At 48.8% G+C, this 26,894-nt stretch carries 22 protein-coding genes; 8 read left to right on the top strand and 14 right to left on the bottom strand.

Going from position 1 to position 26,894, the window contains the following annotated elements; translation table 11 throughout:
* The first annotated feature begins 41 nt into the window (after positions 1 to 41).
* The 5 genes from LRP57_RS04650 to LRP57_RS04670 all read left to right on the top strand — a co-directional run bounded on the left by LRP57_RS04650 (position 42) and on the right by LRP57_RS04670 (position 2,513).
* Complete coding sequence (locus LRP57_RS04650; RefSeq protein ID WP_231205372.1) at positions 42 to 410, top strand: helix-turn-helix domain-containing protein; 369 nt, start codon at positions 42 to 44, stop codon at positions 408 to 410.
* Positions 411 to 427: 17 nt separating this feature from the next.
* The gene (locus tag LRP57_RS04655; protein WP_231205373.1) at positions 428 to 868 is read left to right on the top strand and encodes a hypothetical protein; all 441 of its coding nucleotides are present in this window, start codon (positions 428 to 430) and stop codon (positions 866 to 868) included.
* A 774-nt stretch (positions 869 to 1,642) separates the two neighbouring features.
* Positions 1,643 to 1,813 (top strand): hypothetical protein, encoded by a 171-nt coding sequence (locus LRP57_RS04660; RefSeq protein WP_231205374.1) that lies wholly within the window; start codon positions 1,643 to 1,645, stop codon positions 1,811 to 1,813.
* Positions 1,810 to 2,028 carry a helix-turn-helix transcriptional regulator gene (locus LRP57_RS04665; RefSeq protein WP_231205375.1) on the top strand — a complete coding sequence of 73 codons (219 nt, stop codon included), beginning with the start codon at positions 1,810 to 1,812 and terminating at the stop codon, positions 2,026 to 2,028. Before LRP57_RS04660 ends, LRP57_RS04665 begins: the two co-directional genes overlap by 4 nt.
* 101 nt (positions 2,029 to 2,129) lie before the next feature.
* Positions 2,130 to 2,513, top strand: coding sequence for an ImmA/IrrE family metallo-endopeptidase (locus LRP57_RS04670; protein ID WP_231205376.1), 384 nt, complete (start codon positions 2,130 to 2,132; stop codon positions 2,511 to 2,513).
* Here the strand turns inward: LRP57_RS04670 and LRP57_RS04675 are convergent.
* Both LRP57_RS04675 and LRP57_RS04680 read right to left on the bottom strand, forming a co-directional pair.
* The gene (locus tag LRP57_RS04675; RefSeq protein ID WP_231205377.1) at positions 2,499 to 2,873 is read right to left on the bottom strand and encodes a helix-turn-helix domain-containing protein; all 375 of its coding nucleotides are present in this window, start codon (positions 2,871 to 2,873) and stop codon (positions 2,499 to 2,501) included. The genes LRP57_RS04670 and LRP57_RS04675 overlap by 15 nt on opposite strands.
* Positions 2,874 to 2,944: 71 nt before the next feature.
* Complete coding sequence (locus LRP57_RS04680) at positions 2,945 to 4,264, bottom strand: tyrosine-type recombinase/integrase (protein ID WP_231205378.1); 1,320 nt, start codon at positions 4,262 to 4,264, stop codon at positions 2,945 to 2,947.
* A 432-nt stretch (positions 4,265 to 4,696) separates the two neighbouring features.
* Here LRP57_RS04680 and LRP57_RS04685 point away from each other — a divergent pair, with 432 nt between their 5' ends.
* Positions 4,697 to 6,115 (top strand): sodium:proton antiporter, encoded by a 1,419-nt coding sequence (locus LRP57_RS04685; protein ID WP_231205379.1) that lies wholly within the window; start codon positions 4,697 to 4,699, stop codon positions 6,113 to 6,115.
* Positions 6,116 to 6,222: 107 nt separating this feature from the next.
* Here LRP57_RS04685 and LRP57_RS04690 read toward each other — a convergent pair whose 3' ends face one another.
* From LRP57_RS04690 to LRP57_RS04715, 6 genes are all read right to left on the bottom strand, one after another.
* A complete protein-coding gene (locus LRP57_RS04690) occupies positions 6,223 to 7,872 on the bottom strand; it encodes an MDR family MFS transporter (RefSeq protein ID WP_442984707.1) in 1,650 nt (549 codons plus the stop codon).
* Between the two features lie 36 nt (positions 7,873 to 7,908).
* Positions 7,909 to 8,535, bottom strand: coding sequence for a TetR/AcrR family transcriptional regulator (locus LRP57_RS04695; RefSeq protein WP_231205380.1), 627 nt, complete (start codon positions 8,533 to 8,535; stop codon positions 7,909 to 7,911).
* A 61-nt stretch (positions 8,536 to 8,596) separates the two neighbouring features.
* Positions 8,597 to 9,418: a glycerophosphodiester phosphodiesterase gene (locus LRP57_RS04700; RefSeq protein WP_231205381.1), complete on the bottom strand. Its 822-nt coding sequence runs from the start codon at positions 9,416 to 9,418 to the stop codon at positions 8,597 to 8,599.
* Positions 9,419 to 10,267, bottom strand: a complete 849-nt coding sequence (locus LRP57_RS04705) for a M23 family metallopeptidase (RefSeq protein ID WP_231205382.1) — start codon at positions 10,265 to 10,267, stop codon at positions 9,419 to 9,421.
* 126 nt (positions 10,268 to 10,393) lie between these two features.
* Positions 10,394 to 11,440, bottom strand: a complete 1,047-nt coding sequence (locus LRP57_RS04710) for a hemolysin family protein (protein ID WP_231205383.1) — start codon at positions 11,438 to 11,440, stop codon at positions 10,394 to 10,396.
* Positions 11,437 to 12,774 carry a hemolysin family protein gene (locus LRP57_RS04715; protein ID WP_269212660.1) on the bottom strand — a complete coding sequence of 446 codons (1,338 nt, stop codon included), beginning with the start codon at positions 12,772 to 12,774 and terminating at the stop codon, positions 11,437 to 11,439. The genes LRP57_RS04710 and LRP57_RS04715 overlap by 4 nt, the downstream gene beginning before the upstream one ends.
* A 278-nt stretch (positions 12,775 to 13,052) precedes the next feature.
* Here LRP57_RS04715 and LRP57_RS04720 point away from each other — a divergent pair, with 278 nt between their 5' ends.
* Complete coding sequence (locus LRP57_RS04720; RefSeq protein ID WP_231205384.1) at positions 13,053 to 16,925, top strand: multifunctional oxoglutarate decarboxylase/oxoglutarate dehydrogenase thiamine pyrophosphate-binding subunit/dihydrolipoyllysine-residue succinyltransferase subunit; 3,873 nt, start codon at positions 13,053 to 13,055, stop codon at positions 16,923 to 16,925.
* Positions 16,926 to 17,157: 232 nt separating this feature from the next.
* Positions 17,158 to 17,757, top strand: a complete 600-nt coding sequence (locus LRP57_RS04725; protein ID WP_231205385.1) for a GDSL-type esterase/lipase family protein — start codon at positions 17,158 to 17,160, stop codon at positions 17,755 to 17,757.
* 283 nt (positions 17,758 to 18,040) lie between these two features.
* Here the strand turns inward: LRP57_RS04725 and secA are convergent, their stop codons facing one another.
* The 6 genes from secA to mtrA all read right to left on the bottom strand — a co-directional run bounded on the left by secA (position 18,041) and on the right by mtrA (position 26,788).
* The gene (secA, locus tag LRP57_RS04730; RefSeq protein ID WP_231205386.1) at positions 18,041 to 20,857 is read right to left on the bottom strand and encodes a preprotein translocase subunit SecA; all 2,817 of its coding nucleotides are present in this window, start codon (positions 20,855 to 20,857) and stop codon (positions 18,041 to 18,043) included.
* Between the two features lie 198 nt (positions 20,858 to 21,055).
* Positions 21,056 to 21,700 (bottom strand): ribosome hibernation-promoting factor, HPF/YfiA family, encoded by a 645-nt coding sequence (hpf, locus tag LRP57_RS04735; protein ID WP_231205387.1) that lies wholly within the window; start codon positions 21,698 to 21,700, stop codon positions 21,056 to 21,058.
* Between the two features lie 169 nt (positions 21,701 to 21,869).
* Positions 21,870 to 22,559 (bottom strand): phosphoribosyltransferase family protein, encoded by a 690-nt coding sequence (locus LRP57_RS04740; protein WP_231205388.1) that lies wholly within the window; start codon positions 22,557 to 22,559, stop codon positions 21,870 to 21,872.
* Positions 22,560 to 22,798: 239 nt separating this feature from the next.
* Entirely contained in the window at positions 22,799 to 24,493 is a 1,695-nt protein-coding gene (locus LRP57_RS04745; RefSeq protein WP_231205389.1) for an LpqB family beta-propeller domain-containing protein, read from the bottom strand.
* Positions 24,490 to 26,118 (bottom strand): MtrAB system histidine kinase MtrB, encoded by a 1,629-nt coding sequence (gene mtrB, locus LRP57_RS04750; RefSeq protein ID WP_231205390.1) that lies wholly within the window; start codon positions 26,116 to 26,118, stop codon positions 24,490 to 24,492. Before mtrB ends, LRP57_RS04745 begins: the two co-directional genes overlap by 4 nt.
* Complete coding sequence (gene mtrA, locus LRP57_RS04755) at positions 26,108 to 26,788, bottom strand: MtrAB system response regulator MtrA (RefSeq protein WP_231205391.1); 681 nt, start codon at positions 26,786 to 26,788, stop codon at positions 26,108 to 26,110. The genes mtrB and mtrA overlap by 11 nt, the downstream gene beginning before the upstream one ends.
* Between the last annotated feature and the right edge of the window lie 106 nt (positions 26,789 to 26,894).

A 26,894-nucleotide genomic window follows, 5' to 3' on the forward strand; every position in this document is an offset into this window, starting at 1 on the left:
CAAATTTGTGCCCACAATATAAAAAATATAGGTTATACCCTATGGAGTACACCGAAGTGGATTTTGAAGCAATTGAAGCTCTCGCACTTCAACTACACCGCGAGCGCTCAAGGTTTTTAAGAGGGTTGGTTGGTGTTCGTAAGGCTCATGGTCTTACGCAAAGTGATGTTGCTGAGCGTATGGGTGTGAGTCAGCCTACGGTGTCTGAGTTTGAGCATTATGATGCTAATCCGCGTTTGGATACGATTTTGCGGTACGCTTTGGCGGTTGATGCGAATGTGTATTTGCGTGCTTTTGAGGCTGATTCTTTTCGTGCGGGGTGGACTCGGGTTTCTCGGTCTGGGGAGACTACTGAGTTTTCTTGCGAGTTTGAGGTGCCGCGTGTGTGGGCTGAGATGAGTGCAGCATGAGTGCGGGTAGGGTTGCCGTGCAAACGGTTGAGGATTTTATGACTGTGGGTATGCCTGAGATTCGTCGTATCTATGCCTATTGTTTGCGTGCGGCTATGTATGAAAATGGCCCTGATGAGACTATTGAGCGTGGGGCTACGAATATGACGGTTGGACTTCAGTTTAAGAGTGTTGATGATGAGAATCTTGTGCTTTTGCGGTTTAGTTTTGACTTAAAAGGGCGCTATTGGAATGGGGAAGTCGATTATGTGCTTGAGTATGAAGTCGCAGAAAAGATGGATGTGCCTAACTCGGTTATAGAGGAGTTTGCGACACGTTCGGCAGTGATGTGTGTGTATCCTTATGTGCGTTCTGCGGTTGCGGATTTGACTTCAAAGCTGCCGATTCCGACAGTGACTTTGCCATTAAAAAGGCCGGGCGAGCTTGATTTTATGCGTGAGGGAATTTTAGGAGAGTAATACCTGAATGGCCGGCGCCCTTTGCCTTTTATGGTGTGAGTGCGGGCTGAATTAGCGTAAGGGCGTGGCCCAATGACCACTCACTACTTGTCGTTGCATGGTGTGGTCACACACTTAGGCCTTGCTTATATGACACTGCGTACTATCTGAGAGACGGGCGCTTACCTGCCCCTGACAGACTTTCCCTCTTGGCAGTAAGGGTATACAAATGTGTATACTTCAGCTGTCGGAGGCCTTGGCCTGAATAGCCAGCACCCTTTGACCCGACTGCGGATGCAGTATCGGTTCGTGCGCGTATGTTTCGCACATTCATACGTTGGTCTGCCACTCATTTCTTGGGTGGCAGACCTTTTAGTAAAAGCGGCCTATATGTGTAGGCACGTGGCTGTGGGCATGACACCTACACTTACTAACCGTCTATCTCTCTTGATTTATTTAGTTAAGGGGCATCGGACTGTTTTCATGAAGCACAGGGATTTAGAAAACGTTAGGTGAACGGGTTATGTTTCCCAACTCCGTTCACCTCCTTTTTAATGCCATTCAATTTGACTGCGTTTATTAAGCAGTGTATTATGAATGTGTTGAAAGGAGGTGAACAGATGGACCTGGTAGGAATAGCAGCGATCATTGCGACGCTTGCCAAACTTGTTCAAGCAATAGCTGAGCTGGTAGGCGAGATTAAAAAGCCGAAAGATCGCAAGTAAAAAGCTAGTGGTCCGGAGATGAACCATCCAACTCCGGGCCACCGGCCCTACCGGTATTCCATCACACAATATGAAAAATCGCAACGAAATTAACCTGTTCGCCTATATCCTCATAGCCACTCTCGTATGGACTGGTTATAACGCGTACGCACTGGTAGCGCTTGGGATACTCGCTCTTGCTGCGCTGATTGAGCTTGTAGCGGGCTTTGTTGCCCAAAGGAGCGAAGGTGAAAAACAATGAGCGCACGTTACCTGTCTTTGCATGGTGTATCCCAGCATTTAGGTTTGGCTTATACAACCGTCCGCTCTTACCTGCGCGATAAGCGTTTACCAGAGCCGGATGTCATCATCGGCGAAGCACCTGCTGAAACCTTTGGCTGGTCTATCCAGACAATCGACGCATGGCAAGCCAACCGCCCCGGCAAACCCGGCAGACCATCGAAGAACAAGGAGTGAATACGCTATGGGGTGGCGAAATGCCACCCCCTCCACCTTTTAGAATCGCGCGTGTCTCATGTGGTACGCAGATGTGGGTGCCACAGTAGAACATATGTTCTATGAAGTTGCATGAGGTCGAGGACGCAATAGCCGCTCACGGCGTGGACATCATCGAGACAGAGTATGTTGCTGACGGGATATGGGGCTGCTACATGAAACCCATGAGACTCATACTCGTGCGCCACGGACTCACACACGCAGCACGAACCGCGACCCTCCTGCACGAACTAGAACATGTGAAAAACGGGGACGAGGGGCATCAAAGCCCGCGCGCGGAAGCTCGAATCAACCGCCGAGTTGCGCGCACCCTGATCGCGCCTGACGACTGGGCCGCTGCGACGCGAGCGCACATGCAACCAACTGTAGAGGGTCTTGCAGTGGAGTTGGATGTTCCTGTGTGGGTTGTGGTGGCGTATGTTGAGAGTTTGTCACTTTTTATGTGAGCTGTCGGATTCCCGTAGTATCGGGTTATACAGTTCGCGCGTAGAGGTTACTATTTCTGATGCGTCATTATTGAATTGACGTACGTTATGGTGGACTATTGCTCCTATTGCTTGCGCGTATCTGCGTATTGTCGATAGGTGTATATCTGATTGTCCTGACTCGAAACGTGAAATTGAGGCTTGAGTTGTCCCCATGATTTTTGCTACCTCTTGCTGTGTGTATCCTAATGCGGTGCGCATAGCTACGAGGTCTTGTATAAGTTTTTCGTCCGCTGCGACGAGGGTGCGTGCAAAATGATTCTCCGCAGAGTTTGGGGTTTCGCCCAGCAGTTCGTAAATGTCCATCTTCGTACAACGCATTCTCTTAAATATGCCTTTGGTGAGATATTACAGTGCGGGCATCAAAAAACCAAAAGATGAGCGTATTAGCATTAGAGCCATTTTTGGAAACGCGTCCACGCTTCATCGATGTGCCTGTCCTGTTGCCTTAATCCCTCCAGCGCTGCAACCTTATTGCGCGCTGGTTCTGAGCCGAGCTGAAGCGAGGTGGCCACCTTCTCCAACGCCCACCGGGCCATCTCCTGTGACGCATGCTGATAGCCCCTTGTCGTCACAATGTCTGAGTGCCCCATGATGGTCCGAATGATCTCTGGGTCTACGCCTGCTGCTAGAAGAAGCGTCGCTGTCGTATGCCTCGCCTCATGCAGCACATAGTAGGTGTGTTCCTCCTTGTCGCCGCTTTTCCACACACCCGCACGATCTTGAAGGGCTTTCCACGCTTTACGATCCATATCTGAGGAAATCGGCATCTCGGGATTATCCTCACGGAACCACACGAGGCCATGCGGCGAGCGCGGTAGTAGTGCGAGGGCTTCGAGGGCGTTGCGCATCCATGGGACCAGTGGGATTATCCGATATCCGGCTTTTGTTTTTGGTCTGACGAGGTGGTATGAGCCGATGAGTTGGCGGCATTCGTAGTTTCGTGGTTTGGTGAATGTTCCGCGGGTGCGGTCTTTATAGGATAGTTCTTGGAGTTGCCATGATACGTCGATGGTTCCGGCTTCTAGGTTCACGCAGTCCCATGTGAGGCCGAGGACTTCGCCTTGTCGCATGCCTTGTAGGAGGGCTGCTACCCAGCGGGCTGCGTTGGGGAGTGTATCGGCGGCTTGTAGGAGTTTTGCTGCGTCGTTTGTTGGTATCGCGGTTCGTCCGCTTGCGGATTTTCCTGGGGAAGGGACTTTGAGGACTCGGTCGGGTACGGAGTGTCCTTCTAGTTGGGCGGCTTTGAGGGCTCGGATGAAAATTCGTTGGACGCTTGTGGCGTATGTGGTTGTGAGGTTTGAGTTGATGATCGTGTCTGTGAGTTTTCGTATGTCGGCTGGTGTGAGTTCTTTGAGTTTTCGTCGTCCTAGTGTGGGGATGATCCATTGTCTGCATCCTGCTAGTTCGCCGCGATATGTTTTTGGTCGGGTGGTTTGTTCTCGGATGTGGAGATATTCCGTGATCCAAGATTCGACTGATGCGTTTGATCTTAAGCCTTCGGGGGTTATCTCTCCTGCTGCGATTTCTTTGCGTTTGGCGGTCAGTTTCTCCCATGCTCTGTCTTTGTCTTTTGATGAGACTGTGATTCGGCGGCGTTTGCCTCGTGAGTTTAGCCCGGCTTCGAGGACCCCGATCCACATTTTGTCAGATGAGCGGAAGTAAAAGGAGCCTTCTCCGTGGGGAAGCTCGTATTTCTTTCTGCGTCCCATAGGTGCTCCACATCTGTTGTAGCCATTGCTGTAGCCATTTATACGGTATTTTGGCGACATTGTCAAAGGTCAAAAATGGTGGAATCCTGCGGAAAATACGCACCTATCATACTTAGAGTTTTATGCTCCGGAGCGAAAGGCCGCAGGTTCAAATCCTGTTCGGGGCACTTCTTTTTTCAGTTGAAACGTGCCTGGCCTTAAACTCAACGTGTCTGGCCTTAAACTCAACGTGTCTGGCCGTAAACTCACCTAAGGGGCTAACTTGCGTTCTTACTGTGGGTCGTTTTCTTGTAGCGCTGCTTGTTCTTTGCTTTAACACGTTCCCCGTACCGCTGATCTTCTGTGGTACCAACTCACGGACCAGTACGGGCATGGACTGCGACAACCCGTAGAGTTAATGAAGTTCATATTCGTAGACATAAGGAAGATGAAGTGACGTATCAGTGGTGGGTTCTCCTCCCTTTCATTTTTATGCTGGCAAGTATTGCTTTGTTCCCTATCATTCCTGCTACTTCGCACTGGTGGGAGCGTAATTCTAGTCAGCTGATCGTCGCGTTAACTTTAGGTGTCCCAACAACTCTCTGGATGGTTTTTCACGCAGGAGCTGAATCCTTCACCTTAACTGCAATTGACTATTTCCAGTTCATTACGCTGCTTTTTGCACTTTTTGTGGTTTCTGGCGGAATCCACTTGGCAGGTGACATTCAGGCTACACCGCGTAATAACACTATTTTCTTAGCCATTGGCGGTTTCCTTGCCAGTTTCATTGGCACAACAGGAGCCGCTATGCTCCTGATTCGTCCGCTCCTGGCAACGAATAAAGAACGCGCATATAGGGTTCACACTGTTCTTTTCACAATTTTCATTGTCGCTAACTGCGGTGGTTTACTCACCCCACTTGGTGATCCACCTCTTTTCTTGGGTTTCCTCAAGGGCGTGCCGTTCACGTGGACATTCGATCTGTGGAAAGAATGGGCTTTTGTCCTCGCTTTGCTCTTATTCACTTATTATTCAATAGATTCTTTGTACTACGCTGCTGAAACTAAAAAAGCCATCCAACAGGACCGTGCTGAAATCACTCCTCTACGCCTAGATGGAAAAATTAATCTCATCTTTTTTGCTCTGATTATCATTTCTGTCGCTTTTATTCCTTCTGTTGATGCACATGAGGCGGCTGCAGGTCATGTCCACGGCCTTGCCCTTATACCGTGGCGTGAAATTGTCATGCTTGCTGCTGCCGGGGCTTCCTATGTCTTTGGTTCACGTGACATTCGTTTCCGTGATAATGGCTTTACTTGGACCCCAATAGCAGAGGTCGGCATCCTCTTTATTGGGATTTTTGCGACTATGGCACCCGCTTTGAAATTCCTCGAACAAGTCGCTCCTTCTTTACCTTTGAACCGTGTGACGTTCTTTGTATTCGCCGGTGGTTTGTCCTCTGTTTTAGATAATGCACCTACCTACCTCACTTTCTTTGAGATGGCGAAAGTTCTTGCGACACCAGATCACCTTCTTATTGCAGGGGTTCCGCTCCTTTACCTTGTTCCTATTTCTTTGGGAGCAGTTTTCTGCGGAGCTCTCACTTATATAGGTAATGGACCTAATTTCATGGTGAAATCAGTAGCTGAAGCTGATGGTGTTCCAATGCCTACTTTTGGCCGTTACATCGTTCACGCTCTGTCTTTGCTTGCTCCAGTTCTTGTAGCTATGGCACTTGTTTTCGTTGCTGAGTCTGTGTGGGCACATATGGCAGGTTGGTGTATAGCGGCTCTCTTAGTTGCTGTAGGTGTTGCTCGCCTTATACGTGCCCGTTCGGTTTCTGTTGTTCACAATCAGGGATTGAAAGACTGATAAGCGACGGCCTCTCCAGTCGTATATATGACACATATGCCGTGGTGCCTGTACTTTTAGTGAGACACCACGGCATATTGCTATAGTTAATCGAAAGGTGAGATGTCCTATTCCGCAGGGGTTTCCATCTGAGCTTTTTCATGTTCTGCCAACTGTTGTAGGCCTGTCTTTGTTGATAAAGCCTTCGATGGGAAGAAGAAGCCGATGAGAGCAGTGAAGATAAGGATAGGCACAAGGAGGGTGAAAATTGGTACTAATGAGTCAGCATACGACTGAGCAATTACTTGTTGTAGGGCTTCAGGCATAGCTTGAACACCTGCTGGTGTCAGATCATTCGTTATTTCACCAACGTGTCCGGATGAGAATTGAGAAAAAACTTCCAAGAGCGCCGGATGTGCTGCAAGGGCTGAAGCAATATTGTCACTCATATGCGTTTTCAGACCCGATGCGAAAGCTGTACCGATGAGCGAAGCACCTAAAGAAACGGCAACTTCACGGAAAAAGTTATTTCCACTTGTCGCAGTCCCCATGTGTTGCTGAGGAACATCATTTTGAACCAGGGTGACAAGTAATTGGAAAAATAAGCCAATTCCTACACCCATCACACATGTCAATACGGAAAGCACCCATGCTGGTGTTTCAATTGTGATGCGGCTGAGGCCAAAAGTTCCCGTAGCGGCAATAAGTGGCCCAAGGATCGGGTAGATCCGGTAGTTTCCTGTACGACTCATTGCAGCACCAGAGAAAAGGCCGCCACCAATCATGCCAGCCGTCATAGGGACTAAAAGCAATCCCGATACGGTAGCGGAATAACCGTATGCCATTTGGAAATAGGTGGGTAGGTATAACGTGGAGCCTACCATGACACCCATAACAAGCATGCCGCTAATGGTAGCGACCACAAATGTGCGATTCATAAGGATACTTAAAGGCAGGACAGGCTCTGCGGCACGCATTTCCACCAGGCCAAATAATCCCCATGCGACAAGGCCACATGCAAGTAAAGCAATAATCACGGGATCAGTCCACGCGTATTGTCCGCCACCCCATGTAGCAGCCAAAACAATCGCAACCGCTCCGATATTCATGAGAGCAAGCCCGAGCCAGTCAATCGGAGCATGTAAGTGATGACGTGGCAGTTTCAGTGTGAGGACAACCGCTAGGAGGGCAATGATTCCCAGTGGTAAGTTAATCCAGAATGTCCACCGCCAAGAAATTGAATCTGTGAGCCAGCCTCCAATAATCGGACCAAGCACAGAGGCCACACCGAACATTGCGCCGATTGGTGCGCTGTAGATTCCGCGTGAGCGTGGCGGAATCAAATCCCCCATGATGGCTTGTGAGGAAATCATGAGGCCACCGCCGCCGAGTCCTTGAAGCGCACGAAATACAATTAGCTGGAACATGTCCTGAGCAAAACCACATAACGCCGAGCCCACGAGGAAAAGGATAATTGCGCTGATAAAAAGGGTTTTTCGACCGATGAGGTCACCAAATTTCCCATAAATTGGCATCACCACAGTGATTGCCAGCGTATATGCTGTGACGATCCATGCCATATGTTCTGCTCCGCCAAGGGTTCCCACGATGGTAGGGAGCGCGGTTCCAACAATTGTTTGATCCATTGCGGATAAGAACATGACGATCATCAGGGCTGCATATATTGCCCAGAATTTTCGGTCGGGATGGAAGGCTGTATCAAAGGTATCTGTATGAGAGTTATTTTCCGAGGTTTTTTTCACGGGAGTTGCTATCATTTTCTTCTCTATAGTTCTGTAGTGTTGTATACCGCTTCACTTTTTGTCGGAATTATCGGTAAGAATTGTGCGGAAAGTATCAAGTGTCATATCGAGGGCTGCGATGAGTCCCTCTGTTTCTGCTTCTGTTTCTTGTTCCATTGCACGGCACCAATACACGACTGCACATCCTTCAATTGTCTGCATGAGGTGTACAGCAGCTAGTACTGTGATGTCTTCACTGCTTGCGTGAAAGCGTGTAGCAAAAGCCTGTCGCAGTGAGGTGACATTTGTATGGATAGCTTGGTCAAGTATGATTTTTACTTCAGGATTTGCTTTAAGGATGTCTTTCACGTGTCGAAAGTAGGTACTTTCAAGGGCTATGCGAGAAAAGCGTAGCGCTAAGCATCGACGTATGCAGTCATATAGAGGAGTGTGCTCATCCTCAATGATCGTGATTTCTTCAGCAGAAACAGGCTGCGGTAAGAAACCTAATGTCTCTGCTTTTGAGGGAAAGTAGTTGAATACAGTGCGTCGTGATACTCCCGCTTGTTCAGCAATATCGTCCATTGTGACATGTGAATATCCTTTTTCAAGAATGAGGTCATATGCGGCGCGACGGATAATTTCTTCGCGGCGCATGCGAAGTGAAGGACGTTCACTTGTGTTTTCTTTTTGAGCCACACAGAAATATTACACTCAGTGCAAATTTACACCAAGTGCAAATTATGTGAAAAAGGCACCACTAATCCCGCGGACGACGAGAAGGCGCATGGACATGCCCCGGCGGAGGAAGCTCACGCCACACCTGACGTTCCATCAACACCTGACGAGCAAGAGTCGGCCGATCTGTCACAAGACCATCAACACCAATATCCAACAAATGATGCATATCAGCTTCATCATTAACAGTCCACACATGAACCGCCAAACCAGCCCTATGCGCAGCCGCCACAAAACGACGATCCACCACACGAATAGGACCCTGATATTCAGGAAGTTGAACGGCTCGAACACCTCGTTTAGGCCCTGGAACACCCCACGCAGCAGCATCACTGTGAGTATGCGCAGCTGCAAGTAAACGCACAACCGCGGCAGTACCTAAAGATGTAGTCACCTGCGGGCACAGAGCACGCACTTTCATCAAACGCTTCTCTGAAAAGGAAGCAATTAATACTCGATGAAAAGCACGATGAGTAGCTATCACCTCAAGGAGAGGATCAACCACAGCATCACTTTTAGCATCAATATTGAAGTACATATCAGGGAATGCTTCAAGCGCCTCAGACAGAGCCAACATGCGCTGCCCTGAGATTCCTTCCATACGCTTCAGATCATTCCACGCATAATCATGAATCATTCCCTGTGCGTGAAATGTTCGATCAACCGAAGCATCATGGTTCACCACAACAACACCATCAGCACTCACATGAGCATCCGTCTCAATATGACGAATCCCTAAAGAACGTAAAGCCTCAAAAGCACGTTCGGAATTTTCAGGGGCTTCCCCTCCCCCACCTCTATGAGCAATGACAAGAGGACAACGTGCAGCAGTCACTGGATACATTTAGCACTCCTGACCAAGATGAACAGCTCGATGAGAAAGCAACCACACCATCGGATCAACGGGAGCATCTGATGAATCATGTATTTCCAAATGCAAATGCGGACCCGTTGACCAACCATTATTGCCAATCGCACCGATATGCTGTCCAGCTTTTACCTGGTCGCCTTCAGAAACAGTAATCTGATTGATATATTGATGATAGTAGACGGAATAAAAAACCGAACCATCACTATCCGTATGCCGAATTTTCAAATTTGTTCCAGCACCCACAGCCTCCGCAGCTTTAATGACTTCACCATCAGCAACCGCATAAATCGGCGTCCCCAAAGGACCAGCAAAATCAGAGCCGCTATGAAAAGACTCCCCCCGACCTAAAGGATCAATACGTGGGCCAAAAGGCGACGTGTATTCATACGCGCCCGCAGGAACAGGGAAATAAATTTGACTACTCTGAGTCACTGTTCGCCCACCGGCCGCCGCAGTATCAGAGGGCACACACGGCGAAAGAGTTACTGGTGTGCGCACACGAGCACGCGTTGCAGCAGAAATATTTTCAGTCAAAGAGGTGTCATCTTCTAGCGGCACCAAGGTATTCGCCCAGCTTTTCCCCGCAGTATCAGTGCCCACTTCACGCACAGGCAAGGAAATAGAACGCACCGGATCTACAAGTCCCGTCAACGGAATCACAATGGTTAAAGCCGCCAAAAGGCATAAAACCACGACACGCAATCCCCAACGTGAAGCACGCGAAGGAAACGAAGGTAAAGGAATTTCACCGGTTTCCAAATCACGCTGCATATGCCACTGACGGCGCGTGGGTAACTGGTGAGGCAATGCATCATCAGCCATCAGATTATCCCTTCCTTTACCCACAATCCTCTCAAGACACCTGCACCCAGACTACAACCTGCATTTCATTTGTGCGGCCTATAAAAATATTCATCCGCCCTGACAAGGCATCTTCTCTACGTGACTTTACCATCCACCATCACGCTGCAAAGAATCACGGACTTCACCCACCAGTTCTTCAATCACATCTTCAAGAAAGAGCACACCTACGACCCTTCCCTCCGTGTCTTGCACAGCAGCAATATGAGTTCCGGTGCGTTGCATATGACGTAAAGCATCCTCGACTTCATCATTGGCGCCAACATATTCCATACGGCGAATACGCCACGGTTCAATGGGCAGATTCCGTTCTTCTGAAGTGGCGTGAAGGATATCTTTCACATGCACGTATCCACAGATCATCTGGGCATCATCAATAACAGGAAAACGCGAAAAACCCGTACGCGCAACCTCTTTTTCACATTGAGCAGGTGTTACATGCTCAGACACAACCACTAAATCATCGCGCGAGATCATAATTGAGGCAACAGTTTCCGTTGAAAATTCCAGCGTCCCTGTCAAAAGCCCCAGTTCATCATCAATCATGCCTTCTTGTTGAGAAAGCTCCACAATGGACGCGACTTCTTCTACGGTAAAAGTGGAGGCAATCTCTGACTGAGGTTCCACCCCTGCCCGACGTAAAAACCAGTTCGCTGTCCTATCCATCATTGTGATCAGCGGATGACACAGGCGACCGCACGCCACAAGAACTGGAGCTAAGATCATCAAGGTACGGTGAGGTGTTGCGATTGCAATATTTTTCGGCACCATTTCACCAAGAACCACATGAGTCAACAAAACCACACCTAAAGCTAAAGCGAAGCCGACCACATGCGCACTTGCCGCAGGAAAACCCGCAGCTATCAATGGAGCTTCCACGAGGTATGCCAGCGCTGGTTCGGCGACAACACCTAATGAAGTCGAAGCCACAGTAATCCCTAACTGGCATATAGCCAGCATTAAAGACACATGCTCCAAAGCATATAAAGCGTGCCGCGCAGCAGGTAGACCTGATTCAGCAAGAGGTTCAATCTGACTGCGCCTCGTTGAAGTCGTCGCAAATTCACCTGCAACAAAAAAAGCGTTAATCAGCAGCAAAACACATGTAAGTCCCAATGCGAGGACAGGGTTCATTGCTCACCTTCTTGTTCACGTGGAGCTAAAGCAATATGCGTGATACGACGACCTTGAATCTGAGTGACTTCTAAACGATAGTGTGACTCAACAATTTCATCGCCGACAACAGGTAGTCGCCCTAAACGAGTAATCACCAAACCGGCGATGGTATCCCAAGGACCATCTGCAGGCAAAGCCACTCCTGTACGTTCAAGAAGCTCATCTGGCCTCAGTGTCCCAGGAATCAATAAAGAACCATCATGGCGCGTGCGTATCCCCAAACGACGTTGATCGTGTTCGTCTGAGACTTCACCGACGATTTCTTCAACAACGTCTTCCAGTGTCACTATGCCCGAAACTCCACCATATTCATCTACGACAACGGCTATCTGCAGGCCTTCATCGCGTAACTGCAACATCAAAGGACCTAACTCCAAGGTTTCAGGAACACATGGAGCTTCAGCACGTAAAGATTGTGACAGCACGGGAACCTCACCGCGTTTCTCGTAAGGAACCGCGATAGCTCGTCGTAGGGACACGAAAGCCAGGACATCATCTGAGTCTTGCCCGATAACAGGGAAACGTGAATGGCCTGTTTCACGTGCGAGAGCAATGACATCGGCAGCTGTTGAGTCCTCTGGTAAAGAATGCATGAGGCCACGATCGGTCATGACGTCCACGGCAGTCAGCGCTGAAATACGTATGGAGTTTGTCAGTAGTGACGCCGTTGATACATCAAGAGTTCCTTCTTGCGCGCTATGGCGGACCAAAGCCGCAAGTTCTGAAGCTGAGCGAGCTGCTGAGATTTCCTCCTGAGGTTCAATCCCCATGCGGGCCAGTACCCAGTTTGCAATACCACCAAGCAAAAGAATGATTGGCCTGGTCACAGCGGTAAATGCCATGTGGAAAGGCACTACAGCGCGAGCCGTTTGTAAGGGGTGGGCTAATGCCAAGTTTTTTGGAACGAGCTCCCCAAAAAGCATGGAAAACATGTTGATAATGACGGCGGCCAGGGTCACCGCAATTGTTGCACTGAGCGTGTAGGCAATTCCTGTATATCCAAACAGGGCGGTAAGCAAGGAAGCTAAGGTTGTTTGAGTGGTGTAGCCCAAAAGAATCGTTGTGAGTGTAATACCGATTTGAGCACCGGAAAGCTGTGTCGATAGTGTACGGGTTGCTCGTAAAACTTGCGTTGCTCCCTTATCGCCTTCCGCTGCACGACGCTCGACAACAGCTTGATCTAAAGCAACCAAAGAAAACTCTGCGGAAACAAAAAGAAATGTCCCCGCTGTCAGCACAACACCAAATAAAAGCATGACGATATCGACTATCACGAGTCGGTCACCGTCCATTCAGATACCGTAAAACGGCGTGGCACACATACGCAGATATATTGTCGTCCGCTACTGTCACTGTCCATGATGCTTTTAGTCTACCGATTGGTGAATAAAGCATACGCATGAATGCTCTTACTGTGAGCGATCTAAATAAACAATCAGTTCTACAAAACAAAAAGAGCAGCGCACATATGTCCACATTGGAAACTTTTTCTCCATTTGATTCAGACTTAGGTCCCATTCGTCCTACACTATAAATGAAGAAAAACACACGCCCATAGGAAGCGAGGACAATGGTGACTTCGAGCGGACAACAACAGGGCCCTGACCAGTGGTACATCACGCGGATGCGAATGCAATGGGAAGCAGATCCCACATCGGTTGATGCGTCATGGCAACAATATTTCACCTCTGAAGGCCGGCCTACGCAAATACGGACATCTGTACCACCAGCCCCGCCAGCACCCACACTTCATACGACCCAAGACACATTGACACCGGCCCCCACACCGCGTACACCTACTGATACCGGAAACTCACCCAGTGCTTCACTTCCACACAACCAGTCAATGCGCACATTCACATCTCCAAAAGCTATTGTCACCGCCGAAGTAATGATCGACTCTGGACAATCTGACATTGACCCGGCTGATTCGCATATCACCAATACTGATGTTGAGATTGAGACAGTCACCCGTTCAGATTTACCGCCGATGCCACGCACTCACGTCGCAGAAGCCACTTCTCCCTATACTCGCCAAAAACACGGAAAAGCTGCATCCGCGCTTAACGCTGAAGCACTAAGCGATGACATCACGGAAACTCTGCGTGCTGTTGCACGAGCAACAGCCAAGAATATGGATGATTCACTCAGTGTTCCCACAGCTACATCGCAACGTGAGATTCCAGCGAAATTACTCATTGAGAATCGTTCTCTCATGAATACCCACTTGTCACGCACCATCGGTGGCAAGATTTCTTTCACTCACCTCATTGGGTACGCCATTGTGGAAGCCCTGTGCGAAATGCCAAAAATGAATGTGCGTTACAGCGTCGAAAATAATAAGCCTCATATGACACGCATGGCGCATGTGGGGCTTGGTCTTGCCATTGATGTTACTGACGCTAAAGGTAACCGTTCACTTATGGTTCCTGTCATTCACAATGCTGACACCATGACTTTCATGGAATTTGTTGATGCTTACCAAGACATTGTCACTCGTGCACGTAAAGGCGAACTTGGTGCCTCTGACTTTGTTGGTACAACAGTTACCCTGACTAACCCTGGAACTTTGGGCACAACAACATCTGTTCCACGTCTCATGAACGGACAAGGACTTATCATCGGTGTGGGTGCAACCGACTACCCTGCTGCTTATGCGGGTGTGTCACCTAAACGCTTGGCATTACTTGGTATTGGGCGCACTATGTACATGTCCTCAACATATGACCACCGCGTTATCCAAGGTGCAGCATCCGGTGAATTCCTGCGGCTGATTTCCACAAAGCTCACGGGGAAAGACGGATTCTATGACCGCGTATTTGCTTCGCTTCATATCCCACATTCCCCTTACCTGTGGGAACCTGACCACGAATACGATGCGGAACGCGAAAAAGGAAAGCCTGCTCGCATTGCTGAACTCATTCATGCCTACCGGTCGCGCGGACATTTAGCATCCGATACTGACCCTTTGGCTTACCGTATCCGTCAGCATCCTGATCTTGCTCTTTCACGGTACGGATTATCAGTGTGGGACCTTGACCGCCCTTTCCCCACTGGTGGTTTTGGTGACAGCGATCATATGCTTCTGCGTGATATTTTGGAAAGGCTCCGCGACACTTACACGCGCACTGTCGGAATTGAATACATGCACATTCAAGATCCCGAGCAGCGCCGTTGGGTCCAACAACGCATTGAAGGCCCCTATGAGCCTCCATCTCAGAATGAACAAAGGAGTATTCTCGACACGTTGATACGTGCGGAAGCTTTTGAAGAGTTTTTACAAACCAAGTACGTCGGGCAAAAACGATTCTCGTTAGAAGGCGGAGAATCGCTCATCCCGTTACTCGATCAGGTGATGCGTTCCTGCGCGCGCGACGGTATCCATGAAGTTGCTATCGGGATGGCACATCGTGGTCGTTTGAATGTTCTTGCAAACATTGCTGGCAAGAGTTACGCGCAGATTTTCTCAGAATTTGAAGGGAATCAGGATCCTCGGACTGTTCAAGGATCCGGCGACGTGAAATACCATCTTGGTACTGAGGGTGTTTACAGTGTTGAGGATGGCTTAGCAACGAAAGTATATTTGGCAGCTAATCCTTCGCATCTGGAAGCAGCCAATGGCGTACTTGAAGGTATTGTCCGAGCAAAACAAGATGAGCTCAACGACCCTTCTTTACCGGTTGTTCCCGTGTTGATCCACGGTGATGCCGCTTTTATTGGGCAAGGTGTTGTTCAAGAATGTTTGAATCTCAGCCAACTCAAAGGCTATCGCACCGGTGGAACTATCCACGTGATTGTTAATAACCAGATTGGTTTCACTACCGGCCCAACTTCAGGACGTTCAACACGCTACCCCACGGACTTAGCAAAAGGCCTACAAGTCCCTATTTTGCATGTCAATGCTGATGATCCTGAACAAGTTATTCGTGTTGCTCGTTTGGCAACTGAGTATCGCAATGAATTCCACAAGGATGTCATCATTGACTTAGTGTGTTATCGCAGGCGAGGGCACAATGAAGGCGATGATCCTTCGATGACTCAGCCAGTGATGTACAACCTCATTGGACGGATTCCTTCAACACGCGCAGTGTACGTGCGTAACCTCATTGGACGCGGTCAGCTCACTGAAGACGAAGCTGCTGAGCTGGCGGCAGCTTATGAGAATCAGCTTGTCAATATTCTTGAAGAAACTCGTGAAAATGGGTGGGTTCCCACGCCTTCGCATGATGATTCTGAGTGGGAAATCCCTGAATCGCAGCTTCCTGGTCAGGGCATGATGATTGGGTGGAGTTCCGCTGTAAGCAGTGACTACCTGCAACGTATCGGTGACGCTCAAACTGCTTTCCCTGAAGGTTTCACACCTCATCCGAAAATTCGTCAATTGTGTGAAAAACGAGCAAAAATGGCTTCCGGGCAGCTTCCTATTGACTGGGGGTTTGGGGAGCTTCTTGCATTAGGTACTTTGCTGATGGAGGGAACACCTGTCCGTTTTTCAGGACAAGATGCTCGCCGTGCGACATTCGTTCAACGCCACGCTGTTCTTCATGACAATGTGAATGGTCGAGAATTCACGCCTCTGCAATTCTTAACAGATTCTCAAGCACCTTTCGCTATCTTTGATTCGCCTTTATCTGAGTATGCGGTTATGGCTTATGAGTACGGGTATTCTGTGGAACGGCCTGATGCTCTTGTGATTTGGGAAGCGCAGTTTGGTGATTTTGCTATCGGCGCGCAAACAGTGATTGATGAGTTTGTGTGTTCTGCTGAACAAAAATGGGGTCAGCGTTCTTCTGTTGTCTTACTGTTGCCTCATGGTTATGAAGGACAAGGACCTGATCATTCTTCCGCTCGTATCGAACGCTATCTGCAGCTGTGCGCTCAGGATAATATGTGGGTTGTTCAGCCTTCTACGCCGGCCAATCATTTCCATATGTTGCGCACACAGGCCTATCGTCGTCCCCGTAAACCATTGATTGCTTTTACTCCGAAACAGTTGTTGCGTCTATCGGCTGCTACATCATCAGTGGATGAATTTACTCAGGGCGCTTTCACACCGGTTTATGGTGAAATGGATAGCACTATCAGCACGAATGTTGATCGTGTCGTGCTATGTTCTGGGCGTTTGTACTATGACTTGGTACGCGAACGTGAAAAACGCGGTGATACTCGCACAGCTCTTATTCGTATCGAGCAGTTCTATCCGCTACCTGTCAATGAATTACGTGAGGTACTTGCTCCGTATGCGCATGCAGAGTTTGTGTGGGCACAAGATGAGCCCGCAAACCAAGGGCCTTGGCCTTTCTTGGCGTTAGAGCTTTTCCCGCAGCTTGATCGTCCTGTGCGTCGCGTATCGCGTCCTGCTTCAGCAACAACTGCTGCAGGTCGTGCTGCTTTACATCAGCAGCAATTACGTACTCTCTTGGATGAAGCATTTATGCGCTGATCGTTCATAGAGTGCCTGTATTTTCCTTTTTCAGGGGGAAAGTACAGGCACTTGCTTTTCTGTGCTTTCATTCTTGTCCACATTAGTGAAAGAACGCGTCCCATGGGTAAGAAAAATAAGTGGCCCGCACAAGCGGTCCGCGCATGTGAACTTCGTGTCACATCATATTTGTGCTTGTCAGTCTGACTGAAAGTGAAAAAGCAACTACTCTTAGTCACAGGAAGGGGCTTTTATGCGTATTTGTGTCGTCGGTGATGAACTTGTTGCCGGTGTCGGTGATCCTCGTGGACAAGGATGGGTCGGTCGTGTGATCGCGCGCAGCGATTTTCAGGCTACGCCTACGGTGATGTCACTTGCTGTTCCAGGTGAGAATACCAGTGGCCTTGCTGCTCGTTGGGAAAATGAGGTTCTTTATCGTTTAGGCACAGAAGGCCCTCGCGCTCTTGTGATCGCTGTTGGTACCGGTGATGTGTTTTCTGGTTTATCAACTGCACGTACACGGCTTAATCTTGCAAATATGACTGACCGTGCTACAGCTTTAGGGATTCCAAGTTTCGTTATTGGCCCTCCTCCTTTAGCGGGGGTTGACCATACGCATGTAAAAAATATTGTTCATGCGTGCGCGCAAGTATGTGAACGTCGTTCATTGCCTTTCGTTGATACTTTCACACCATTGGTTGCTCATGAACAATGGTTTGAAGATATGGCAGCTTCGTGTACTCGCTCGGAAAGTGGCGTTACTTTGCCAGGTCAAGCTGGATACGCATTGATTTCTTGGTTGGTCCTGCATTGTGGCTGGTACGAGTGGATGGGCGCGCAACCTCTGCCATAAATAAATATTCCACTTGTTACACCATATCTTTCATATGTGGTATCCAAGTTTTTCTGCGCACACTATTGCCTTGGGTTTTAACCGAGCAGATTAGGTGAAAGATTATCAACTGTCGCTGCCCCCGTTCCTTTTAAGGGAGGCGAACTAAGGGTTTTAATGTTATAGGACGTTAAGCTTTGATTGAGGTAAAACTCCTGTAGCTTTACTGTTCCGTTGTGTGGGAGTTGCACTGGTGACTGGCGGCGTTCGCATATGTGAACACCACCAGCCACCATGCAGTATCTCAGTGCTGCTTACGTGATTTCTTTGCAGCAGCGCGACGTTGCGAACGATTACCACCAGAGGAAGCAGCATTATCAGTAGCTTGTTCCCCTTCAGCTGATGAGTAGCTGAGTTTTTGTGGGCGACTTTCACGGCCCACTGTTCCCATAACAGAAGCCGCGCGTGCTGCGGCGGCACGTGCTGCCTGACTCTTTTCTGCCGAGGCTTCAGAAGCAGCAGTATCGTCTTGCGCACTTTGCTCAGATTTTTGTGTAGCTTCCTGCTCGCGCATCTGTTCAAGAGCGCGATCAAATTGATAAGTGTAAGCAAAAACCTGTTGGACAGATTCTTCACGAATCCTTTCCATCATGGCCGCAAACATACGCGCACCTTCGCTGCGGTATTCCACCAACGGGTCGCGTTGCCCCATCGCACGTAAACCAATACCTTCTTTCAGGTAATCCATTTCATACAAGTGTTCACGCCATAAACGATCAACTGTGGCGATAACAACTCGTCGTTCAAGAACTCGCATCGGTTCTTCACCGAGTTGAGAAATGGCCAGCGGATTAGCAGCCAGACTCTGTTCAGCTTTCAGGTATTGAGTGCGTATATCACCAATAATTTCGCTCACAAGGTCATCACGAACAAGCGAGCCTCGCCCACCATGAGTTTCTTCTACCTCATTCACGGTCACTGATGTCGGATAGTAGCCTCGCAGGGTTTCCCAAATAGCTTCAAGATCCCATTCTTTCGGCGTTAAATCAGCGATTTTTTCATCAATGATTCCCGTCACCAGGCTCTCAGCAAAAGAAGCCATCTGAGGTTCGAGGTCTTCTCCTTCAAGGACGCGACGGCGTTCCTCATACACCAGTTCACGCTGGCCAGTCATCACATCATCGTATTTGAGGACGTTCTTACGTATCTCAAAGTTTCGTGCTTCAACTTGGCGTTGAGCTGAAGCAATGGAACGGCTGACCAGTTTATTTTCAAGTGGAAGATCTTCGGGATAAGCTCCGGAAGCCATAATTCGCTGGGCCATACCTGAGTTAAATAGACGCATAAGGTCGTCTTCCATTGACAGGTAGAAACGGGATTCACCGGGATCTCCCTGACGACCTGAACGTCCTCGCAACTGGTTATCAATTCGTCGTGATTCATGGCGTTCAGTGCCGAGTACGTATAAGCCACCCAGTTCACGTACTTCTTCACGTTCTGCTTGAACTGCGCGTTCTGCTGCTTCTAATGCTTGAGGCCATGCTGCGCGGTATTCTTCAGCATTCTCATGCGGATCCAACCCTTTATCAGCCAGATTTGCCTGAGCAATAAATTCAGAGTTTCCGCCCAGCATGATGTCTGTACCACGACCAGCCATATTTGTTGCCACTGTGACAGCACCTTTACGACCTGCCATTGCCACAACTTGAGCTTCACGTGCGTGTTGTTTCGCGTTCAGTACTTGGTGAGGTATATGGCGGGCACGTAAAAGTTGCGAAACCAGCTCTGATTTTTCGACTGAAGCAGTACCAACCAACACAGGTTGACCAGCATCATGACGTTCCACGATATCTTCGATAATGGCGTCGAATTTACCTTTTTCTGTGGGATATACCAGATCGGGCTGGTCAATACGGATCATTGGACGGTTAGTAGGAATCGGGATAACACCGATCTTGTATGTCGAAGCGAATTCAGCGGCTTCAGTTTCCGCTGTACCAGTCATACCTGAGCGCGAGCCTTCCGGATATAAACGGAAGTAGTTCTGCAAGGTAATCGTTGCTAATGTTTGGTTTTCAGCTTTGATAGCGACATTTTCTTTCGCTTCGATTGCCTGATGCATACCGTCGTTGTAGCGTCGTCCCGGCAGAACACGGCCTGTGTGTTCATCAACGATGAGTACTTCCCCGTTATCAACAATGTAATCACGGTCACGATGGAAAAGTTCTTTTGCTCGAATCGCATTATTGAGGAATCCGATAAGAGGAGTATTCGCAGCCTCGTATAAATTCTCTACACCCAGTTGGTCTTCTACTTTGTCGATTCCGTCTTCAAGGACACCGATAGTTTTCTTTTTCTCATCTACTTCATAGTCCACACCGGCTGTCAGCATACGGGCGATGCGCGCAAATTCGGTGTACCAGTGGTTTACATCACCGGAAGCTGGGCCTGAAATAATCAGAGGGGTGCGCGCCTCGTCAATCAGAATAGAGTCAACCTCATCAACAATGACGAAATTATGTCCACGCTGCACCATATCTTCGACGCGCTGCGCCATATTGTCACGAAGATAATCGAAGCCGAATTCATTATTTGTCCCGTAGGTAATATCAGCTTCATATTGTTTGCGCCGCTGAGCAGGGTCTTGTCCCACCAGAACACATCCCACACTCACACCAAGGAAGTTAAAGACGCGCGACATCAAATCAGACTGGTATTTTGCCAGGTAATCATTGACGGTGACGACGTGTACGCCTTTACCTGTCAGTGAGCGCAGGTAGGCCGGCATAGTGGCTACAAGGGTTTTTCCTTCACCTGTGCGCATTTCTGCAATATTGCCTTGGTGAAGCGCGGCCCCGCCCATTACTTGCACATGGAAAGGACGCTGACGTAAAGTACGCCACGCGGCCTCACGCACAGTAGCGAAAGCCTCTACCAATAGGTCATCGAGAGTTTCACCGTCAGCAAGACGTTGTTTGAATTCATCTGTTTTTTGACGTAGCTGCTCATCACTGAGTGCTTCAAAATCATTATGTAACTTATCAACTTGGTCGGCTATGCGGTCAAGTTTTTTCAGCATGCGGCCTTCGCCAGCACGCAGGATCTTGTCGATGATGGACACGAAGTCTCCCAAGTTCTATAGTCAACGCGATTATCGCAGTACATGTACCAAAAAGTACGTTCTCCTGCTTATTTTACGCAATCTCACCCCAAGGAGCGACAGGGACGCATACAAGCAGAAAATCACACGCCTGGCAGCACAGATACTTGCGAGGGAGCACTTCGTCATGTGAAGTGCTCCCTCAACAAAAGAAAGTGTTTATCGAACAGTCGCGTTCAGACGAAGAACACCATATGTCCATCCGTGACGATGGTAGATCACGCATGGTTGTTGTGTTTCTTCATCAATGAAGAGGAAGAAAGGATGTCCCACGAGTTCCATTTGATACAGGGCTTCATCCAAAGACATTGCCTGTGCTTCATGGACTTTTTGACGCACAATAACCGGAGAGTCACCGAGCTGTTCCTCACGAGCTTCACCCACCTTCATATCTGCGGCACTGTGAAGTCCTGTCATTACTTCCAAAGTCTCCTCAACGGGTTGTTCAGAAACTTCTTCAGGTAAAGGCATATCCGCAGCCAGATCAGCATATCGACGACGGTGGTCTTTGGCTCGGTCACGCATACGACGTAACCTTTCAAAGAGCTTTCCTGCTGCAATATCAACCGCGGCATAACGATCAGAAGATTTTGCTTCTGCACGAATAATTGGCCCTTTGCCAAAAACAGTGAGTTCAATACGTTCGGCTGTATCAGCTTGACGTGGATTACGTTCGTGAGTCAGTTCCACATCTACTCGTTGCGCACGCGGATAAAACTGAGTGACTTTTGCAACTTTTTCTTCAACATATGCACGAAAATTAGGGTGAATTTCTGCATTGCGAGCAATGACGGTGACGTCCATATTGTCCTCCAAAGAATATGCGAGTTCCCTCGCCTCGATAATGCCTAAGGGCCAACCCCTTAAGACAATGCCTGTAGTTCCCACCTCCCTGTGGTGATGAATGAGCAATTCATTTATGCCCTTTCAGTTGTGACTACCATCATACCCCATAAGGTGATTCTGCTCATATTTAACGAGAAACTTTTCCTGTAGACCACGCAACACACGCCACCATAGACACAACTTTCCCCAGACAACGCAGCAATTCCTCCACTGTTGCTCCACTGGCAACAACATCATCCACCACGATAACTTTTACCCCCTGCGGCACAGGAAAACGTAAACGCATCACACCGCGACGCCCTTGCCTGCGCCGTTGCGATGATCGTCCCGCTTGTGAAAAAGTCCCCACACGTAAACTCACAGCCTCAACCACCCTCACCGGCACAGACATATGAGAAGCACATACTCGCGCAAGACCACAAGCCACAGGAATTGTCACCGACCGTCCCCACAAACGACGCGTCCAACTTGCAGGAGCAGGAACCACCCACAACTCACGTATTGAAGGCTCCGCAAGAAAAAGCATCATTCCTACACATATAAGCGATTCTGCAATACTTTCACCAGCGCGCTGCAAAAGTTGCGAAAAATCAACAAAACGATGATGTTTAGCTGACAGCATCACACGCCGCCTCACACCCTCATATTCACCTAAAGCAATAAAAGGCACAGCTTCCCCACCAAGTGATACAGACAGCGCACTCCACTCACGTGTGCCACAGGTAAACTGCTGTTCACAGTCAGCACACAGCACCACATCCCACGAACCGCATCCCACACATTGTGTCGGCCATACACACGCTACAACCTCGCGCATAAAAATCGACAGCATATGCCGCATACAGATGAAAAACCTACGCCACTGACCAATCACCTTTTCAGCAAAACATTTCCTTAAAACGCAGGTATGCGTATCTGAAAGAAATGTGGACGGCCTCCCACATATCCACAAGTCCACACGAGCACAAGCAGAAAATGAAGGCAATACTCGCCTACACTGCTTCCTCGTATTTCACAAAGCAAAAATCCCCTCACATAACACGCTATACCTCCATATCAGCCGGGGTATCGCAAAAGAGAAATATCAGTAGAAAGGCTCTGCCACAATGCGCCTGAACGTAATTGATATGTCCCGTCTTTGAAAAGAACCGCCAATGCAAAAGGCGATGAACCCGCTGTTATTCCAACAGCCTCACTGGAAACAGAGCTTCTTTGAGTAAAACCTCCCACATCTACCGTGAGCAAAAAAGTTTCCTCAACGCCCGAACGCTGCATACGTTGCAGAGCCACAATCGTTTGCTCACCAGCCCATGACAGATCTTCAATCCCTGTGCGCGCCCCATCAATCACATTCACATTTTTAATCTCACGCGGCATCCCATCACGATCACGCACAACCACACCTAGCCATGCGCCTACACTGCCCTCATATTCACGCAACATCACCACATAGCTTCCCTGCGCAGATACAGCAGCCATACGCACATAACCTGCATCCGCTACATCCACAGGAATATTCACATCACGATCTTGCATGTGTGAAGCCTTCAATGTTCCCGCCGAAGAACCACAGGACCACACCCATCCGAAACGATCAATTGAGATACGAGGATCCGCTGCGCAGCCCTCATCAAGCGGCACAATACGTTCCGTTTCCCCCGTACTATCCACAATATGTAATTCACCTTCACTGACCCATGCATACGGTGAAGTAGAGGTCGAACCAACAGCAATTGCACGAGCAAGCGGATCTACGCCCCTCAGAGGAGAAGAACGGAAATCTCCCCCCACAAGACGACCAATTCCTTGGGCAGTCAAAACCAGCGGAGAATCAACTGCGCTCTCTTTATCCTCAGGCATCTCAAAATCATGAAATGTTTGACCGGACACACTAATTTTCACACTGCTGATAGTGCGTACCCCCGTCAAAGTACGAGCGATCTGCCATTGCATAAGCTCTTGGTCATGAGCATCAGCAGGCGCAGGTCCTTCCAATTGGACTTTCGCAATTCCATCGCTCACTTCCACACTATGCGATTCAAGTCGCGTCCCCGCAGGAACAGCATTTGTCACCACAGATTCCAAATCTGCACGCGGCCCCTGCACAAGACCATCAAGTAGATACGAAGCTAAACGCCGTGTGGGATACCACCGAGGGTCTGACACCAAAATATCACCCGCATGCGCAGGAAAATACAGGGAGGCCCTGCTGTAAGAAGCCATAAAAGCAGCTTGCGACATTAAAATCCCGTCCGGTGGAGAATCAATGCGCCACTGACCTTTTTCTTTCACCAAAGTGTAAGTATTGGATACCGATGATCCTTCAGCACGTTTCAACACGCCTGTATCGTCAAGGGAAGCAAGAGCCGCAGCCCCAACAACCACTTTCGTTTTATCCATGTTCTCTGCTTCTTTTAGCGAGACTTGAGGCGAGGAGTCCGTAGCAAAAATTTGTACGTGAGCTGTCGGATCCCATTTTTGGGCACTACCTTGCGTAAGGAATAATCGGGCAGTTGCAAAATAATCGGATGTTCCTGCTGCACATGCTAATAAAAAATCTTGAACGAGTCGTTCCGGTGTCGTATCCTCCTGCGGGCCTCCAGCTACTAATTCAATAGGCGCATTGACAGGAGCTTTTACATCAAAAGGTAAAGGTCTACCCGCACGCGGCAAAGAAGAACACGACGACACAACGAAGGCACATACCGTAATGCACACAACCCCCAAGTAACGAAGCGTAGATGCCTTCATGATGCCTGTTCTTCTTCCCATAAAACTAAAGGATGTGTACGCACGGGTTTGCCTGCGCTTACTGGAAGCGTCATCACAAAAGAAGCACCCTGTCCTGGCTGCCCATACGCTTGAAGTATTCCTCCGTGCAGTGCCACATCTTCACGGGCAATTGACAGACCAAGGCCAGTACCTCCTGTTGTACGCGTACGCGCCGGATCTGCACGATAGAAACGGTCAAAAACTCTCTGCGCAGTTTCAGGAGTCATCCCTATTCCATAATCACGTACACGCACGGCAACAGCCTCATTATCACAGGCCACGTCAATCACCACATCAGTTTTTTCTGCATGTTCTAATGCATTGACCAGCAGGTTCCTGAGCACCCGTTCAATACGCCGCGCATCAGCTTCTGCAGCACACTGCTCATGAGGAAGATGCACGCGAACACGTACATCTAATTTTTGAGCTAGTTCTTCATGAGCAGCTACTACTTTTTCAACCAGCAGGCGCATATCGCATATCTCAAGATCAAGCAGAGCTGCTTGCGCATCGTAACGGGAAATTTCAAGGAGATCTGCAAGCATTGATTCAAAACGTTCCACTTGCCCGTGAAGAAGTTCGACGGAACGTTTTGCAGCAGGTCCCAAAGATTCACGATCGTCGTAAATCATTTCTTCAGCCATACGGATTGTTGTCAGAGGGGTACGTAATTCATGGGAAACATCTGATACAAAACGCTGCTGAAATTTCGATAGCATATCGTATTCGTTGATTTTTTCTTGCAGTGAAGCCGCCATGTTATTGAAAGCATGTGCCAGGTCACTCATTTCGTCGCTCCCTGATTCAGGGACACGTACAGTCAGGTTACCGCCTGCAAGTTCAGTAGCAGCTGATGCTGTGCGGCGTACAGGTCGCATGAGGTGATGGAGCATCCAAAATGCGCCGATTGGCACGGCGATAAGCAAAGGGGTTGAAGCTAAAATGAGGACATTCATCACCGTATCAATCATTGCTTGATCGTGACCTAATGAATACACAATATAAAGGCCATGTGTTCCCGCACGTGGCAAATTTACTGTTTTCCCCACTAAGATTGCCGGTAGTGAATCAGACGCATTCCCTAAAGCAGGGCCAATATCTACCGACTGCCACTGAGCATGTGACGATTCAATAACTGCTGTACGAAATTCTGATGAAATCACCGGTTCCATAGCAGGATCCGCAATTTCGTTAATACGGATTCCTTGCCCATCATGCTCAGAACGCAACAAAAGCACAGAAACAGCCCCCGCACCGGCAGCAGAGGAACGGATTGATTCAACGACCTGTCGGGCAGTTTCTTGTACTTGATCGCTATTTGAAGCAGTTGATTGGTCAAAAAAACCCTGTGCCACCGAAAAACGAACAGATGCATCTTCAAGAACCTGAGTGCGCCTGGCTTCAAAAACATTAGTCCGCATTTGGGTTGATACAGCTGCACCAAAAAGGACGATCGCTAAAACACCTGCAACAGTTAATGTGACTGCCGCGCGCAAAGATAAAGAAGAACGAATGGCATGAAACCAACGCCACTTCACCACTGATGTCCACACTAAAAGCAGTCGATCACATATTGCGCGGACGCTCATTCGGCTATGAAGCATTTCCTGCTCGGTAACCGACGCCTCGTACCGTCACAACGAGTTCAGGTTTTTCAGGATCACGTTCAATTTTGGAACGTAGACGTTGCACATGCACATTTACTAGGCGCGTATCGGCTGCATGACGATAACCCCAGACTTTTTCCAGAAGCTCCTCGCGGGAAAAAACACGCCAAGGCGCACGCGTCAAAGCAACAAGTAAATCAAATTCAAGTGGCGTCAATGAAATAACTTCACCATTTCGTCGAACCGTATGCCCTTGAACATCAATAACAAGGGGACCTAAAGAGAGGTGTTCTTCACCTGAGTCTTCCCGCCCACGCAGTCGAGCCTTCACTCGCGCTACCAGTTCCTTTGGCTTGAAGGGTTTAGGAACATAGTCATCGGCTCCTGCTTCAAGTCCTGCAACAACATCTGTTGTGTCGGAACGGGCAGTGAGCATCACAATTGGCACATCGGATTCACGCCGGATTCTACGACAAATTTCAATGCCGTCCATCCCTGGGAGCATTAAATCAAGCAGAATAAGATCGGGTGCTATTTGATGAAAGTAGTCAATCGCAGCACTGCCGTCAGCACATTCAGAAACTGAAAATCCTTCAGATTCCAACACGATACCAATCATCTCTGCTAAAGCAACATCATCATCAATTACTAGGATCCGAGATCTCATATACAGATCGTGTCATGACTTGGGCTTTATTGCACGCAAGTTGGACAAAAAAATATGATTTTGCGTTTTCTTTACCTTTTTTCTCCATCGCCCCTCTCCTTCTTAT

It is taken from the genome of Schaalia sp. lx-260 (assembly GCF_021083645.1).
Lineage (GTDB): Bacteria > Actinomycetota > Actinomycetes > Actinomycetales > Actinomycetaceae > Pauljensenia.